The organism is Paenibacillus sp. N119s (assembly GCF_059447605.1).
In genome coordinates this window covers 1-16,116 of the sequence record NZ_JCAJRU010000103.1, presented here as the reverse complement: position 1 = coordinate 16,116, position 16,116 = coordinate 1, and the positions used below count along the sequence as shown (strand labels likewise).

The window sequence follows — 16,116 nt, the reverse complement described above, 5'->3', positions numbered from 1 at the left end:
TAAACGCATCTATTGAAGCCTCTAGAGCTGGCGAAGCTGGGCGTGGATTTGCAGTAGTCGCTATAGAGGTACGCAAGCTGTCGGAACAGTCCAAGGAAAGCGCCGATTCGATCAGTCAGATTATTACGCAGATGCTCGACTTGATTCAACGCTCTACCGCCACGATGAACGGTAATGTTCGTAATCAGGTAGGTGAGGGATTGCGAATTAGTCAGGACGCAGAAGGTGCATTTGCGAATATTGAACGCTCTACTTCTCATATCGTGGAACAAATTCAAAGCGTATCCGCTGCTGCTGAACAAATCTCAGCCAGCACGGAGGAGGTTTCCGCCACTGTTACCCATTTGGCAAGCCTCTCCCGCAATTCGGCCGACAGTTCTCAGACAACCTCCGCTGCCGCTCAGGAGCAAATGGCAGCCATGGAGGAGATCGCATCTTCCTCACAGGAGTTGTCCAAAATGGCTCAGGATCTACAAGAGCTTGTTAAGCGATTCAAGATTTAACCTCTACACTGTAAGATTTCAATTACATGCAAACAAGCATAATTAGCGCCGTATCTGTTTACTAACAAAAGCCTTCATCCGTATACAAAATACGGGTGAAGGCTTTTTCGTTAATCATTTGGACCATGTCTCGTATTTACCTATATGCTCATCTGCCCTGTTAGCTGGCGGCGTCTATCCCCTCCCGGATCATGTTCCACCATAATATCCTGATGAAAAATAGCTGTAGCTCGCTGTTGCCTGTTATATTCCGGCCATACCCTCTCAGGCAGCATGGGCTCCCCAGCACGTGCAAAAGCAACCCACGCCTGCTGCATATGATGAGCGAGCTTCTGCATCGAAGGCTGAATCTCTAATCCAAGCTTGCCCAGCAGCTCCAGATTGTCGAAAACAAAAGCAATCTCTGCACCGTGAACCGCTTGTCCGAAAGTTGGATGTCCCGGCAGTGTCCAATCAAAACGATACATCCATACCGAGGCATACTCCGACTGTGCAGCGGCAAGAGCCAACGCAGGACGCCAGAAAATGAAATCGGTCAGCATTTGTGCCTGTCCCTTAATCGTAACTGGAAATGCTTCAATCAGGTCGCCAATGTCAGACATGCCTGTCATCATTTCCAATGCCTGACATGCTGTTGACCTGTTCATAAGATGGGATTCTTTACGGATGAAATAATCCCCCTCATGCAAGTTCGTTCCAATCATAACGGATACCTGTTTGGCAGAGCCTTGGGCAATTGCCGACAGTGGGACATCCGGCAAGGTGACTCCATCTACAACGGGTTGATAAATCATCGCCATCCCTGGTCCGATGACTTCATGCGTTTTCGCCATAGCGAGCATCAGTGCATCCGTTGGCAGCGTAAACAATCGTTCAGGATGCTGGGTGTCCACACCCAGTTGCTGCAAATACACAGCCGCCACTTGCTCGGCTTGTGCAGTTGGCAACACCTGTGATGCCCCGCTCTGCAAAATTGCACGCTGGAACAGTCCCTCTGCGGCCGGCATCGCCAATAAAGCGGCAATGCTCATCGCACCTGCCGATTCACCGAATACCGTTACTTCATTCGGATTGCCGCCAAAGGCAGAGATATGATCCCTAACCCATTCCAGCGCAGCGATTTGATCCAGCAAGCCGGCATTTGAGGTCAGCCCATTTCCCTTTGGAGTTAAATGCAAAAATCCTAACGGCCCTAACCGATAATTAATCGTAACTACAACCACATCGCCATTCTTCGCCATGCGCTCCCCGTCATATAAAGGGATGATCCCAGATCCAGTGACAAAGGCACCGCCATGGATCCATACCATCACTGGGCGTCCCTTCTCAGTAGCCTTTGAAGCAGGTGTCCAAATGTTCAGGTACAAACAATCCTCGGACTGCTCTGGCGGTTCCACCAGATTTCCGGTCATACTTTCAGCGGAGGGCATGGGTTGCGGACAGATAGGTCCGAAACTCGTCGCATCCCGTACACCCTCCCAAGGTTCCAACGGCTGCGGTCTGTGAAAGCGTAGTTTGCCAACAGGAGGCTGTGCATATGGAATACCTCTCCATACATGATACCCATTCCTCGTTTCCCCACGTAATTGACCTAAACGAGTATGTACTATAATACTTTCCATCATGAACCCTCCTTTATCTCATATGTTCAACAGAACGGTAGAATATCACTCTTTACATATCTCTATTATACCCTCTGCGCAGGGCCAAACCAAAAAATACCGGAAGCGCTTTTGCGCTCCGGCATTTTGTAGACAGGTCAGTCGGTTCGTGATTAATCCCGAACCTCTTCTTTCGGAATCAGCTTGTAAATTTCTTCGCTTTCCATCGAGTCTATCAATCGGTCCAGCCACTTGTAATAAGCAACAGCCTGCTTCATTTTCAAACGGTCTTGCTGAAGAATCGCCTTGAATTCCTCGTATTCCTCACCCTGCGCCATCAATTTGTCCAGTTCATCGATGGCTTTGCGAAGTACCAATAAATTTGTTTCTACTGCTTTTCTCCATTTAATAGCGAAGAAGTCAGTAAATGTTTGATACCAGTCATACTCGACCTCATACAAATCCTTGCGTGAGCCTTTGCTCCATACCTTGTTCACCATTTTCAGGTCCAACAACGTTCGAACTCCTGTACTCATGCTCGTTTTGCTCATTTCCATTTCACGGCCCATCTCGTCCAGCGTCATCGGTTTATCCGCAAAAAAAAGCAAACCGTACAAATGTCCCGCAGACAGAGTGATTCCATATAGGTCCATGTTTTTACCTATAGCTTCTATGACACGTTTGCGAATTTTTTGCAGCGAAGCCTGCTGCTCATCACCTAACTGGTACAAGCTCATGCTTGCAACCTCCTAATTTTAGAGCATTTTGCACAACCTAGTATGAACGACTTACCCGTTAAGGATTAGCTTTGACGCAATATATGAAATCTTTCAATAATCAATGAAATGTTTCAAAAGCAAAGCTTCTGTCTATATTACAACAGCATGATCGTTCAAAATCATAATTCGCAAAATTGCTAATGATAGTAAACTTTTAAAATTATGGATATACATAGATCTTTTTCTTAGGGTCATATTTCATTGTCTATTTTAAAAAAAGCACTATCGGTTGTAAAGTTTCGAATGTTTGAGCATTCTAAAGAACGAGGGAGCATATTGAAGGAAAGTTTGTACAGTTTTTTCTGTACGTACTTTATGAACAGTTTTTTTATTTGAAATGTAAGCAATGCTTCTGTTACAATTATTTTTGTCATTAACCGTTCAGGATGTACAGAATTATGATTTTTATACTCAATCCATCATGCAATATGGGGTTAATACCAAGCAAAGTATAGAAAGAAGAGGTGTATGTATGACGATTTTGGAAGTCAAAAATGTCAGCAAACTCTTTGGTCCTCACGCAGAGCAAGGTGTTCCGCTCCTGGAGCAAGGCTGGGGCAAAGAAAAGCTGGCCAAAGAAAAACAGATTACTGTTGGTGTGAATCGGGCCAACATGGAAATTAAGCAAGGTGAAATTTTCGTAATTATGGGGTTATCAGGTAGCGGCAAGTCCACTTTGGTGCGAATGCTAAATCGCTTGATTGAGCCTACCTCCGGTGAGATTCTGGTCCACGGCAAAGATCTTCGTAAGATGAACAAAGAACAGCTCCGCGAAGTTCGTCGTAAAACCATCAGCATGGTTTTTCAAAAGTTCGCCCTGTTCCCACACCGGACTGTATTGGAAAATGTAGAATATGGTCTTGAAATTCAAAAGGTAGATAAAGCACAACGCCAGGAAAAGGCACAACAAGCATTGGAACTGGTTGGTCTTAAAAACTGGGGCGATAAAATGCCCGATGAGTTGAGTGGCGGTATGCAGCAGCGTGTCGGTCTGGCACGGGCACTGGCGAATGACCCTGAAGTTCTCCTGATGGATGAAGCATTCAGCGCATTGGACCCTCTCATTCGTCGTGACATGCAAGATGAGCTGCTGGAGCTCCAAGATAAAATGAAAAAAACGATTGTCTTTATCACCCATGATCTGGATGAAGCGCTGCGAATTGGTGACCGGATTGCCTTGATGCGGGACGGAGTGGTCGTACAAATTGGTACACCGGAAGAAATTATGATCCAACCAGCTAACTCTTATGTAGCCCGCTTCGTCGAGGATGTGGATCTGTCCAAGGTTTTGACGGCTGCTCATGTCATGCTTCGTCCAGAAACCATCACGATGGACCGTGGTCCGCGTGTAGCCCTGGAATTGATGCGGGAGCGTGGAATTTCCAATCTCTTCGTCATTGACCGCACCAAAAGGCTTCTGGGTGTTATTAATGCCGAGGATGCTGTTCATGCACTGCGCAACAATTTGAAGATTGAAGATATTTTGATCACGGACGGCCCGCAGGTGACTGCTGAAACGGTCATTAATGATCTGTTTGAAATTACAAGCTCGTCGAAGGTACCGGTGGCTGTCGTCGATGACAAGCAGAAGTTGCTGGGCGTTATCGTCCGTGGAGCTTTACTGGGTGCACTAAGTGGAGATGTACCTACTACAAAGGAGGTGAATGCCCATGATACCGAAACTGCCAATCGCTGAGTGGATTCAATCCATAGTAGACTGGATGGGTATTCATCTGGCTGGATTGTTTAATGTGATTTCTATGGTTATTGAAGCCGTAGTAGGCTTCTTCTCTGGCTTGTTCATGCTTCCACATCCTTTGGTGTTCATCGTGATCATCGGGATTATCGCCTTTATGATCGGGCGGGTACAGCTTACACTGTTCACTGTCATCGGCTTCCTGCTGATTGATAATCTCGGCTATTGGGGTGAAACGATGAATACGCTCGGACTGGTCATTACATCCGCGCTCGTATCCATTGTTATCGGTATTCCTATCGGGATCTGGTGTGCATACAGTAAATCAGCATCACGTTTTATCACGCCTTTACTTGATTTTATGCAGACGATGCCTGCATTCGTGTACTTGCTCCCGGCGGTTACCTTTTTCAGCCTGGGTGTTGTACCGGGTGTGATCGCCTCCGTTATCTTTGCGATCCCCCCAACCATTCGTATGACTAACTTGGGGATTATGCAAGTATCGGATGAGCTGATTGAAGCCTCTGATGCCTTCGGTTCGACATCGGCGCAAAAGCTGTTTAAAGTGCAGCTGCCACTGGCATTGCCTACCTTGATGGCTGGTATTAATCAGACGATTATGCTGTCACTGTCCATGGTTGTTATTGCCTCCATGATCGGTGCGGAAGGTATCGGTGCAGTTGTGTATCGTGCTGTAACTCAGCTACAAATCGGTAAAGGTTTTGAAGCTGGCTTGGCTGTCGTCGTTCTGGCTATTGTGCTTGACCGCTTTACGCAAAACCTGTTTAAGCCGACGAAGAAAGGCAAAAGTCGTGTATCCAGCAAGCAAAAAGTATGGATCACCTCAGCAGTTACAGCAGTCATTTTGATCGCTGGCGCATCTCAATACTTTGTTGGAACAGATCATTCCGCTGCTGGCAAAGGCAGTGCACCTGCCAATACGGTTGGCGCAGAGGTTGGTTATAAAATTATCGGTATTGATCCCGGGGCTGGCATTATGAAGTCAACGGCTAAAGCCATTCAAGACTACAACTTGTCTGATTGGAAGCTAGTCGAGGGTTCCGGTGCAGCCATGACGGCCACGCTGGACAAAGCCATCAAGGCGAAAAAACCGATCATTGTTACAGGCTGGACTCCTCACTGGATGTTTAACAAGTATGACCTCAAATATTTGGAAGACCCTAAGAAGTCTTATGGTGAAGCTGAGGGTATCCATACGATTGCCCGCAAAGGATTGCAGCAGGATGCTCCCATTGCATATGAGTTTCTAAAACGTTTCAAATGGACGTCCGAAGATATGGGTGAAATGATGGTTGCCATCCAGGCCGGAACCAGTCCAGAACAAGCTGCCAAAGATTGGGCAGAGAAACATGCCGACAAGGTACAGGAATGGACTCAGGGTCTGCAACCTGTCAACGGTGACACCTTTAAGCTAAGCTATGTAGCTTGGGATTCGGAAATTGCAAGTACTAATTTGCTGAAATATATAATGGAAAACAAACTGGGTTACAAAGTAACCGCACTGCAAGTTGAAGCAGGTCCTATGTGGACGGGTGTCGCTAGTGGTGATGTAGACGCCTCCCCAGCTGCATGGCTGCCGTTAACACATGCGGATTACTGGGCTAAATACAAAGATAAGCTCGACGATCTGGGTGCGAATATGACTGGTGTTAAAACCGGGTTGGTTGTTCCAGCTTATATGAACGTTAAATCCATTACTGATTTGCAGGATAACGGAGCCTAAACGGCTCCGGCTTCTTTCGCTATTTATACCATACTAATAAATAAAAGGCAGATCAGGACTACTCCCGATCTGCCTTTTGAATATCCATATTTAAAATTGCTCTCAGCCTTTAAGTGTGAACCCTTTTTGTACAGGCATTTCGGCTTGCTGCGCTGTCGTTTGATGCTGTCTAAAGAATAACGGATAGATCACGAAGGCCACCAGTAGACTCACACAACCAATGACACCTAGAGCGATCATATCTTTAAAGATGTATGTGATATCCAGTCCCTTGAGCGTAATGTTCCGTACAGCATCCAGATAATACGTCAGCGGCAATATTTCAGCAAGCCCCCGCAAGAAGCCGGGCATTGCTTCCAATGGCCATGTATAGCCTGACAGCATAAAGGAAGGAACAGCAATGAGCATCAGAGTTTGAGTTGCGTCCACCCTGGTCTTGGAAAAAAGACTGAACAGGAACCCTAATCCGCACAAGGCAAAGTTAAAGACGAGCGACACCAAAATCAATGGCAGTACCTGTCCCCTAAACGGAATATCGAAGCATAGGGCGCTGATACTGAATACAGTCAGCACATTAAAAGCCCCTGCCGCATAATAGGGTGCCAGCTTGGCAATGGCCAAGCGCCAAGGGGTGTTTTTCCATGCGCCAAATCTTCCCCAAGTCCCTGCTTCCTTATCACGCGTGCAGGACAACGCAATACCAAGCAGCAAACACTGCTGGAGAGCCGCAGAAATAACCCCCAACGGCATAAATAGTTTATAATCATATACCGGATTAAATAGCACCCTGGAGCGGAACGGGATGGTAGTCAGCGTCGAGGCGGCCTGTTCGGCGTTCATCCCCTTTTGCTTCATGGAATTGAGCGATACTCCGGCACTCACGCTACTAATGACCTGATTGGCTATTCGACTGGCACTATTGGAATACATCATATTACTGCCGTCAATCAGCGTAAGCACAGGTGGATTTTCTCCATGCTTAAGCCGAGTGGTAAAATTGTCGGGAATGACAATTCCGACCTTAGCTTCCCCAGTCTCCACCTGGCGAACTACATCATCCTGATTGGTCACTTGCCGTGTAACGGCAAATGAATCGGTCGCATCGAACGCCTGAATAATTTGGCGACTAAGCTGCGAATTATCGCCATCATACACAGTGACAGGCATCTCGGTAATCCGCTGATGCGAATACAGGAAGCCGAACAGTATCGTATACACTATTGGCGTAATCAGCAGAATAGCCATAAAGCGGCGATCGCGGAAGATACTCAGCCATTCCTCGCGAAACACATCGCGGATACGAAGTCTTTCCTGTGAATCCTGCATATTACTGCGCCCCTTTGCCTGTAAACAGAACCGTGGAGCCTGTTGGAACCGAAGCAGCAAGATCCGGCAATGCTACCTTCACGCCAAAGGAACGGACATCCTTGTCACCTGAGCTTTGGCTCGGTTTTTGAATAGCAAAGTCCGCAGCCGATTCTAACAGAATGACTTTGCCTTTCAGCTCCTTGCCACCTGACAGTAATTTAACTTGGACTGTATCCCCTGCTTGAAGGCCGTGCAGAGATGTTTCCGGTACATAGAATTTAGCCCAACGCTGTGTGGATGTTTCAATGGTATAGACCGGGAATCCTGCGCTAGCCATCTCACCCAAGCTAAGCGACTTGGATTTGACGATCCCATCCTCAGGTGCACGCAGCGTAGTATAGCTCAAATAGGTCTGAGCTTCCTGTAGTGCAGCTTGCGCTTGGGCTACCTGTGCATTGGCACCTTCAACCGCAGATTGTGCCTGTTCTACCGTCGATTGCGCCGCCTTCACAGCGGACTGCGCTTGCTCTACCGAAGCCTGAGCAGCTTTGACATCTTCCTGCTGCACTGCAACCTTGCCTGCTCCTGCCTGTGCTTCCTTCACGGCAGCCAAGGCTTGACGGTATTGGGCTTCAGCCGCTGTAATTTCCTCCTTACGGCTTCCCTCGCGTGCCATATCCAATTTTTGCGACTCTGCATTATACTTGGCCACTGCCTGTTGATGTTCCAATGTCGCTTGATCCAATGATGCCTGGGTTGCAGCACCTGCTTCTTGAAGCTTTTTGGCACGCTCCAGATTTTTAACAGTCAGGTCTAGCGTTTCCTTGGCCACCTTCACAGATGCTTGCAATTGCTCAAGCTCCTGCGGTCTTGCCCCGCTCTTGAGGGCATCCAGTTTTGCTTTGGCGGCGTTAGAAGCTGCTATGGCCTGTTCAATCTGGCTGGAGGAAGCCTCAGCGGTCACAGTGACTGCTGTCGCCCCCTGGCTCTTCTTGGCCTGAGCGGCACTCACAGTAGCCTGTGCCTGACCTACTCCTGCTTGAGCCTGCAATACGCTGGCTTTCGCTTTGGACACATTGCTTTTGGCTGCCAGCAATGCAGCCTGTGCTTGCTTCACCTTATCTTCCAGCTCACGGCTTTCCAAATGGGCGATCACCTGCCCTTTTTTTACCTTGTCGCCCTCTTTCACCAGCATCTGATCAATACGTCCTGCCATCTTAAAACTGGCGTTGAGCGTATCCGATTCTACATAAGCCGTAGGGATAGAAGAAGACTCATCTGCAGATAAGCTGGCGCTCCCTCGTGGGAATGCAGTCAAAGCATAGATTCCTACAGCAATTAAAACAATAAGTACGATGTAAATCGCATATTTTTTAGCTTTCATGTTCTCATCACTCCACCTGTCTATTTAATGTTGCATCCCCAGCGCGTTACATACAAATACCTCGATACTTTCGCGAACTTCCTGTGGATTCATCGTTTCGCCCCATACCATCGACCGCATTGGAGTAAAAATGTAAATGCCGAATAAACAATTTGCAGTCGTTTTTGCATCCAGCTTACTTGAAATTTTCCCATAGGACTTGCCGGAATCAATCTCTGCCTCCATAAAATCAAAATAGTCTGACAGCACCTGCCTAATATTAAAATGCTGTTCCTGTGAGACCCATCCCTTACTGACCAATAGACGACAAAAGTCCGGCTCTCTCCCGATAAACTCAATATGTACCTGGATCAGCTTGCGAACCCTGACTTCCACCTGATCCATAGGAATCTGAGCCATCGCTTCATGGATATCGTGGACAAAACGCTCCATCCCCATCTTCAAAATGTAAATATACAATTCTTGCTTGTTTTTAAAATTGTAGTATAGGGTTCCTTTGGCTATGCCACATACCTTAGCGATCTCCTCCATATTTGTTTCGTTAAAACCTCGTTCGGAAAAAGCTTTGAGTGCGCCGTTAAAAATAATTTCCTTTGTTTGCTGTTTCATGCTTCCTCCTTTTTTGAACTGACCGTCCAGTACAAAAATTATGTATTTATTATAAGCCCATATTCAGTTATCCAGCAATAGGAAATGTGTAAAATTGACCATTTTAGACACTTCGTCTAAACGACTATTCTAAAATAAAAATGCAAAAACGGATCGAATAAGTGAGGGGGTCACTCATTCGATCCGTTATTTCATAAAATCAGCTAATAAGGGGGCACATTTACGAATTATCAGCTGATTTTAGGGGAGGGCTAACTATTTTTTCACTGTTTGATTGTATTGCGCAATTTTGCCTGTAATTTCTTGTGCAGCTTGGTCCAAGGCCTGTTTTGGCTGCTGCTGGCCACTCAGAACAGCTTCGATCGCACCTTCGACGATTTGACGCGCTTCTGGGAATACACCCATCACTGCGCCTTGTGTAGCGGTGGATTGTGCTGATGCGTGCAGTTGGTCAACGGCTGTCTTGAATTGTGGATATTTTACCATGTTATCTTTGAGTACCTTCTCGTCATAAGCTGCTTTCGTAATCGGGAAGTACCCGGTGTTCACACTCCATTGTGCCTGTACTGCTGGGGAAGCGACGAATTTAATGAACTCCCATGCTGCCTTTTGCTGGGCCTCAGGCTTGTTGTTCATGATGTATAAGCTCGCGCCGCCTACAACCACGCCGCCTTCTTTTGCTTCATTGGCTCTTGGCAGGAATCCTGTGCCCACTTCGAATTTATTGCCAACCTGCTCCACAATATTACGCAGCGAAGCGGTGGAATCCAGTGTCATCGCAATTTGTCCTGCGGAAAAAGCTTTCGCCGTGTCGTCCGAGTTACGTCCCAGATTGGATACGACCTTTTCATCGATCATTTTCTTCCACCATGTCAGCGTTTTTACACCAGCATCCGAATTCAGCAGAGATTCCGTAGCTGCTTGCTCGCGTCCGTTGCCATTATTCACATAGTCCGCGTTCTGATTGGCAAACAATTGCTCCATAAACCAGCCGTAGATGGCAATAGATGCACCGGATTTACCATTCTTGCTCAAGGCTTTGGCGGCTTTTTCGAATTCATCATACGTTTTCGGAGGATTAGCTGGATCAAGTCCTGCGGCTTTGAAGGCATCTTTGTTGTAATATAAAATCGGGTTTGACGTATTGAACGGCATGGCGTTCAATTTACCATCAATCGTGTAGTATCGTGTAATATTCGGTTCAAGCTGTGACAAATCGAACTTATCTGCATTAATAAATTGTTGCACAGGTGTGATCATTTTGGAATCGATCATGAATTTACTGCCGATTTCGTATACTTGAATGATGTCCGGTCCGCTATTAGAACCCAGTGACGCTTTCAGTTTATTCAAGCTATCATCGTATTTGCCTTGATATACTGGCTCTACCTGAATGTCCTTATGACTAGCGTTAAAGTCAGCAGCAATCTGCTTGATTGCTTTTTCACCGTTGCCGGACATTGAATGCCACCAAGTCAGCTTTATAGGTGAAGCCGCTGCAGTCCCCGTATCATTACCATTACTCGGCTTCTCCGCCGCTGTATTGTTGCTACAACCTGCTGCAACCACCATAGCAGTCAGAATAAGCAGGGTCAAAGCACTTTTCAAACGAAAAAATCTCATAATCTCTCTTCTCTCCCTTTGATTAAATGATTCTTGAATGAAATGTTCGTACCTCTTGTGAGTTAAAGCTTTGTATATAGGCTGCTTGCGCAGGTGTTGCTGTTCTTTTGCATCTATAATTAGCCTTTAAGCGCACCTGCTGCCATTCCACGCACCAGCTGTTTGAGTCCAAAGATCAGTAGGAGCAGAGACGGTAAAATGACAAGTGCCGTACCCGCAAACACGAGATTCCATGAAGTCGATTCCTGAAATTCGAGCATGGATATACCGATCTGTACAGTACGCATATTCTCGCTATTCGTGACCAGCAAAGGCCAGAGATATGAATTGTACATGTTCAGAAATGAATACACAGCCAGTGTACCGAGCGCAGGGCGCGATAACGGGAGCACATGAAACAGGAAATATCGGATATGTCCGCACCCATCCATACGAGCAGCCTCGAACAGTTCCTTGGGAAGCTGGAGAAAAAATTGCCTTAACAGGAATGTACCGAATGCCGTCGCCAGAAAAGGAACCGTCAACCCTTGATATGTATCAAGCCAGTTCCAGCTTCGTACCGTCAGATAGTTGGGAATAATGGTAACTTCCCAAGGGATCATCATCGTGGCGACAAACATGCTAAAAATGAAGTTTTTCCCCTTGAATTCCATTTTGGCGAAGGCATAGGCCGCTAGGCTGGCTGTAATCAGTTGTCCAATCATTGTCAGACCCGAAATGAGAAAGGTATTGCCGATAAAAGCTGCAATCGGAACGATTTCAAACACTTCAGTGAAATTGGCCATATGAAAGGAATGCGGGAAAAAGCTTGGTGGGTAAGCACTTGCTTCCTCTGGTGACATGACCGCCATAAAAAATGTATAAATCACCGGATACAAAATCAGAGCGGCTGCAATCGTAAGCAGCACATACAGTAATGTTGAATTCAGGTGTTGTTTCATTGATAATGCACCTTTCTTTCCACCCATTTAAACTGAATCATCGTAAGCAGCAAAATGACGGCAAACAAGACAATGGCCTGCGCACTTCCTGTTCCGAACCGGAAATTAACGAAAGCTTCCTGATAAATGGAATATACGAATACATTCGTACTGTTCACGGGACCACCTTTGGTCAAAATATTAATTTGAGCAAAAGACTGGAAGGCACCAATGATGGAAACTACGGTCACAAAAAAGATCGTCGGTGATAGCAGTGGCATCGAGATACGCCAGAAAGTGATCAACGGTCCAGCTCCGTCCATTTTGGCACTTTCGTACATGTCATCCGGAATCCCTTGAAGTCCGCTCGATAAGATTATGTAATTGAAGCCAAGATTCATCCAGATGGTCATGATGGCTACGGAGAACAGCGCCCAGTCCGGGCTGGTCAACCACGGAACCGGATTGATATGTAACAGGGAAAGCACATAGTTGAACATCCCCAGTGTGGGATGGAAAAGAAATTTCCAAATGACCGCTGATGAACCTACCGACAATACCATAGGCAACGAAAATGCAAATTGAAAGATGCGCATTCCACGTAATTTACTGTGTGTAAGTGCTGCGAGTACCAGCGCCAGTAAAATACCTACAGGTACCGTTAATAACGCAAAAAGCAGCGTGACTTTAATCCCTTGCAGAAATTGACCTGAACTGAACAGCATAGCAAAGTTATCTAGCCCCACATAATTTGCAACATTTCCTGCAGGATCTGTAGAATGCAAGCTGAGATATACGGACTTTATCATCGGGTAAAACATAAATACAGCAAACAAAATAAGCGATGGAGCCAAAAAGGTATACGCCAGCGCGTTTTCACGCAATCTTTGAATTTTTAGCGAACCCGTGCGTATGCGAGCTTTAGACGATGTCCGTTGCTGGCTCCTCGTCCCCAGTCCCAAAGATTTGTTAAGTTCACCCAAAACGGAACGCCCCTTTCTTTTCAAACCAACCTCAGTAAGTGTATCGTTTTGGTGTAAAGGGAACATCAAGCGGACTGGAGTAAAATGTTAATATTTTGACTCTTTGTAAAAACTATCTTACTAGGTACCTGCACAAGGGCACAGGCTTCTGCATACGATATATCATTATTATGAGTATGGAGGTCAGAGGCGAATGCCGTACAACACCGTTAGTCCGAAAACTTTATACCAGGCTAGACCTGAATTTCAACAAGAAATCAAGAAAGTCCGCGATCAAATACATCATCAAATGGGCCCCTACATGAATCGTACAGTCAGGGTACAAACGATGGATCATCATGTGTATGAAGGAACGATTGTGCATATGGATGCGGATCATCTGTATCTGAGAGTCCCTCAGCAGTATCATTCACCTTCCCCAGGCACTCCTACCCCTTATCGTTCCTATGCCTACAACAATGTCATTCTGCCGCTGGTGCTATTTAATTTGTTGGTTATAGTCCTGTTGAGCTAGCGCTTAATCCATTCAATCTTTCTAACTAAAAGACAAAAAACCTCCAAATCCGTAAGCAGCCTACTGTTGGCACATTACGAAGTTGGAGGTTTTAGTTATTTGTGTTCCATAATTATTGGTCCTCACAGGAGATGCCTGCTTCCTGCTCTAGTACAGCTACAAAACGATCGATACGCTCTCCATTGGGCAGGAGGCAGAATACCTCATTCTCACCCCGATGGATCAGCAGGACGTTCCCCCTAGTATCCGACAAATCCTTTTCCAGCTTAGCCAGCGAAATATGGTGATAATTAATGAACTTGACCCAAGGATGATCCATAGTGCAGGAATAAAAGATGATTCGTTGAGACGTTACTGCCAGCATTCCACAAAGCGGTATCTTCTCGGAGTTTTGCTGCAAATCATACGTACACCTAATGCAAGATCGGATGTGTTCGCCAGCTTCTAACGTCAGACTAATGGCTCGCAGCTCTTTTTCATCTGTTGTCATCCCATCTCATCTCCTGTTCGAAGTTCAGGAATGAGTCGCAGCTCCATGACCTCAAATCAGCTTTTGCGGCTTATCCCGTCGACTTCCAAGATATGTACAACTTAACATGGGCACAGGATGTTATCAACAAGCAAGCTAGCCCTGCTACGGAGCATAATCAGCAAATCTGTACCTTGTTGAAGATATACTAGATCATATTCGGGTGATTTATTGGGTGATTGGAAATGATCATTTTCAGAAATGAGGAATGGTGAACGCTTCTTCTAGGCAAGCTAATGTGAGAAAACATTAGAACGGAGAAGAACCCTGATGAAATATAACCGTTTGCTATGTGCTGGAATCGCTGTTTCTTTGCTGTGGGTCAGTCCTTGTCCCATTCTATCTAATGAACAAAACACCTCATACGCCTCTCCCGCTCCTGCAAAGGGAAGAGCCTATTACGAGGAGCGGGGAGACATTGTATGGGAAGTTCCTACCCATCGTAAGCTCATCGCTCTCACATTCGATGACGGACCGGACGTTAGCAATACACCTGCCATTCTCGATTTACTTCGAAAATATGATGCGAAAGCGACCTTTTTTGTTGTAGGCAGCCGTGTAGAAAAGCTGCCGCACCTTGTAAAACGGGAACGAGAGGAAGGCCACGAAATTGGCAATCATACCTTCCTTCATTCATCCTTTCAGCATATCTCTCGTAACAAAGCCTTGTCCGAACTGGATCAAGGTCAGGCGAGTATCGTTCAGGCAACTGGTGCGGGGACCCATCTGTTTAGACCACCAGGCGGCTCTTATAACGATTCACTCGTCAAGCTAGCCAAGGAAAAGGGGCTGAAAATTATTTTATGGTCCTGGCATCAGGACACCCTAGATTGGCGAAAGCCGGGCGTAAATCGTATTGCTAATAAGGTGCTTCGCAACGCCCGTAACGGCGACATTGTCCTCATGCACGATTTTGTACATCATAGTACACAAACCGTTGAAGCCCTGAAGATTATTCTCCCTGAGCTCAAGAAAAGAGGTTATTCCTTCGTCACTGTATCTGAGTTACTCTCTAATCGAGAAAAGCCAGATGGGCTGATTGAGGTTAATAAGTAAAAGGGCAAGAAACATAAAGATCAGCTAAGCAATAAAATATGCAGGAGGCCTCTCTATACTTTTCAGTCTAATGTTTTGGAGGCCAGCCATTGCATCATCGTTGTTTTCTTTCCGTTAATCACCTTCGATACTTCGTTGTTATACACGTAAATCCAGGACCAGTGGCCATTGTATTCATACGGTGTTTTGTCACTTTTCCTGTACAAACCAGAAGTATCCACTACGTTATCAAATAACGACATATGGACATCCTTTGCTCCGGCATTCACTAAACGGTTGTAGGTCGGAATCATATAATCGTTGGGTGGAACCACGGTATCGGTTTTGGCAGCCACAAACCAGATCGGCAGATCCTTCATTTCGTTAATTTGTTCATCGGTGATAAGGCTATCCTTCAAGGCTTCACACGCCACCACAGCTGCTGCAAAATAATCTTTATAATCACGGATCAGCAGCATCGTCATGTATCCGCCGTTAGAGTCTCCGCCAATGTAGATTCGGTCTGTATCAATGTCTTTGTTCTTGGCCACGTAGTCCTTAATTAAGGACATCAGGGCTTGCTCGTACTTTGAGGTTCCGTCACCAAAGCCTGTAAAACCATCCATCCAGTAGGTTGGGGCCTGCGGTGCCAACACATAAGCTCCGCCAAAATAAGATTGAATATCCTTAGAGGCAAAATTCGCTGCTTTATTACCTGAAATTGGAATCGTCGGATCTGTACCTCCCTCTCCCATCCCGTGCAGCCAGATCACCAAAGGGTTTTTCACTTTGTCTTTTGCTGGTGCATAGTCCGCATAGGTTAAAGTAACCCCATCAAAAGTCGCTTTGCCAGTTGTAAATTGATCAACAAGCTTCCGAATTTCACCT

General features: G+C 46.1%; 15 protein-coding genes. 5 read left to right on the top strand and 10 right to left on the bottom strand.

Annotation, left to right across the window (positions count from 1 at the left end; genetic code table 11):
* Positions 1–503, top strand: a 503-nt coding sequence (locus tag AC5V8P_RS13365; RefSeq protein ID WP_495473675.1) for a methyl-accepting chemotaxis protein, incomplete at its 5' end; no start/stop codon positions are given.
* A 140-nt stretch (positions 504–643) separates the two neighbouring features.
* Here the strand turns inward: AC5V8P_RS13365 and AC5V8P_RS13360 are convergent.
* Both AC5V8P_RS13360 and AC5V8P_RS13355 read right to left on the bottom strand, forming a co-directional pair.
* Positions 644–2,125 carry a carboxylesterase/lipase family protein gene (locus AC5V8P_RS13360; RefSeq protein WP_064795415.1) on the bottom strand — a complete coding sequence of 494 codons (1,482 nt, stop codon included), beginning with the start codon at positions 2,123–2,125 and terminating at the stop codon, positions 644–646.
* 152 nt (positions 2,126–2,277) lie between these two features.
* Entirely contained in the window at positions 2,278–2,841 is a 564-nt protein-coding gene (locus AC5V8P_RS13355; protein ID WP_063207928.1) for a GbsR/MarR family transcriptional regulator, read from the bottom strand.
* 514 nt (positions 2,842–3,355) lie between these two features.
* Here AC5V8P_RS13355 and AC5V8P_RS13350 point away from each other — a divergent pair.
* Together AC5V8P_RS13350 and AC5V8P_RS13345 are read left to right on the top strand one after the other, a co-directional pair.
* Entirely contained in the window at positions 3,356–4,579 is a 1,224-nt protein-coding gene (locus AC5V8P_RS13350; RefSeq protein WP_064795416.1) for a quaternary amine ABC transporter ATP-binding protein, read from the top strand.
* On the top strand, positions 4,554–6,323 hold the full coding sequence (locus AC5V8P_RS13345) for a glycine betaine ABC transporter substrate-binding protein (protein ID WP_064795417.1): 1,770 nt from the start codon (positions 4,554–4,556) through the stop codon (positions 6,321–6,323). Before AC5V8P_RS13350 ends, AC5V8P_RS13345 begins: the two co-directional genes overlap by 26 nt.
* 102 nt (positions 6,324–6,425) lie before the next feature.
* Here the strand turns inward: AC5V8P_RS13345 and AC5V8P_RS13340 are convergent, their stop codons facing one another.
* The 6 genes from AC5V8P_RS13340 to AC5V8P_RS13315 form a co-directional block, all read right to left on the bottom strand.
* Entirely contained in the window at positions 6,426–7,649 is a 1,224-nt protein-coding gene (locus AC5V8P_RS13340; RefSeq protein WP_064795418.1) for an ABC transporter permease, read from the bottom strand.
* A gap of 1 nt (position 7,650) precedes the next feature.
* Complete coding sequence (locus AC5V8P_RS13335; protein ID WP_064795419.1) at positions 7,651–9,015, bottom strand: HlyD family secretion protein; 1,365 nt, start codon at positions 9,013–9,015, stop codon at positions 7,651–7,653.
* A gap of 24 nt (positions 9,016–9,039) precedes the next feature.
* Positions 9,040–9,624 carry a TetR/AcrR family transcriptional regulator gene (locus tag AC5V8P_RS13330; RefSeq protein WP_063207916.1) on the bottom strand — a complete coding sequence of 195 codons (585 nt, stop codon included), beginning with the start codon at positions 9,622–9,624 and terminating at the stop codon, positions 9,040–9,042.
* A gap of 255 nt (positions 9,625–9,879) precedes the next feature.
* The gene (locus tag AC5V8P_RS13325; protein ID WP_064795420.1) at positions 9,880–11,247 is read right to left on the bottom strand and encodes an ABC transporter substrate-binding protein; all 1,368 of its coding nucleotides are present in this window, start codon (positions 11,245–11,247) and stop codon (positions 9,880–9,882) included.
* 119 nt (positions 11,248–11,366) lie between these two features.
* Entirely contained in the window at positions 11,367–12,188 is an 822-nt protein-coding gene (locus AC5V8P_RS13320) for a carbohydrate ABC transporter permease (RefSeq protein ID WP_013369899.1), read from the bottom strand.
* Complete coding sequence (locus AC5V8P_RS13315) at positions 12,185–13,150, bottom strand: carbohydrate ABC transporter permease (RefSeq protein ID WP_064795421.1); 966 nt, start codon at positions 13,148–13,150, stop codon at positions 12,185–12,187. Before AC5V8P_RS13315 ends, AC5V8P_RS13320 begins: the two co-directional genes overlap by 4 nt.
* 193 nt (positions 13,151–13,343) lie before the next feature.
* Between AC5V8P_RS13315 and AC5V8P_RS13310 the strand changes: the two genes are divergently transcribed.
* The gene (locus AC5V8P_RS13310) at positions 13,344–13,664 is read left to right on the top strand and encodes a hypothetical protein (RefSeq protein ID WP_063207902.1); all 321 of its coding nucleotides are present in this window, start codon (positions 13,344–13,346) and stop codon (positions 13,662–13,664) included.
* A gap of 112 nt (positions 13,665–13,776) precedes the next feature.
* Here AC5V8P_RS13310 and AC5V8P_RS13305 read toward each other — a convergent pair whose 3' ends face one another.
* Positions 13,777–14,154, bottom strand: a complete 378-nt coding sequence (locus AC5V8P_RS13305) for a hypothetical protein (protein WP_064795422.1) — start codon at positions 14,152–14,154, stop codon at positions 13,777–13,779.
* A 309-nt stretch (positions 14,155–14,463) separates the two neighbouring features.
* On the opposite strand from AC5V8P_RS13305, the gene AC5V8P_RS13300 reads away from it, so the two are divergent.
* Positions 14,464–15,249, top strand: a complete 786-nt coding sequence (locus AC5V8P_RS13300; RefSeq protein ID WP_064795423.1) for a polysaccharide deacetylase family protein — start codon at positions 14,464–14,466, stop codon at positions 15,247–15,249.
* A gap of 62 nt (positions 15,250–15,311) precedes the next feature.
* On the opposite strand, the gene AC5V8P_RS13295 is transcribed toward AC5V8P_RS13300, so the two are convergent.
* Positions 15,312–16,116, bottom strand: an 805-nt coding sequence (locus AC5V8P_RS13295; RefSeq protein WP_495473674.1) for a carboxylesterase family protein, incomplete at its 5' end; no start/stop codon positions are given.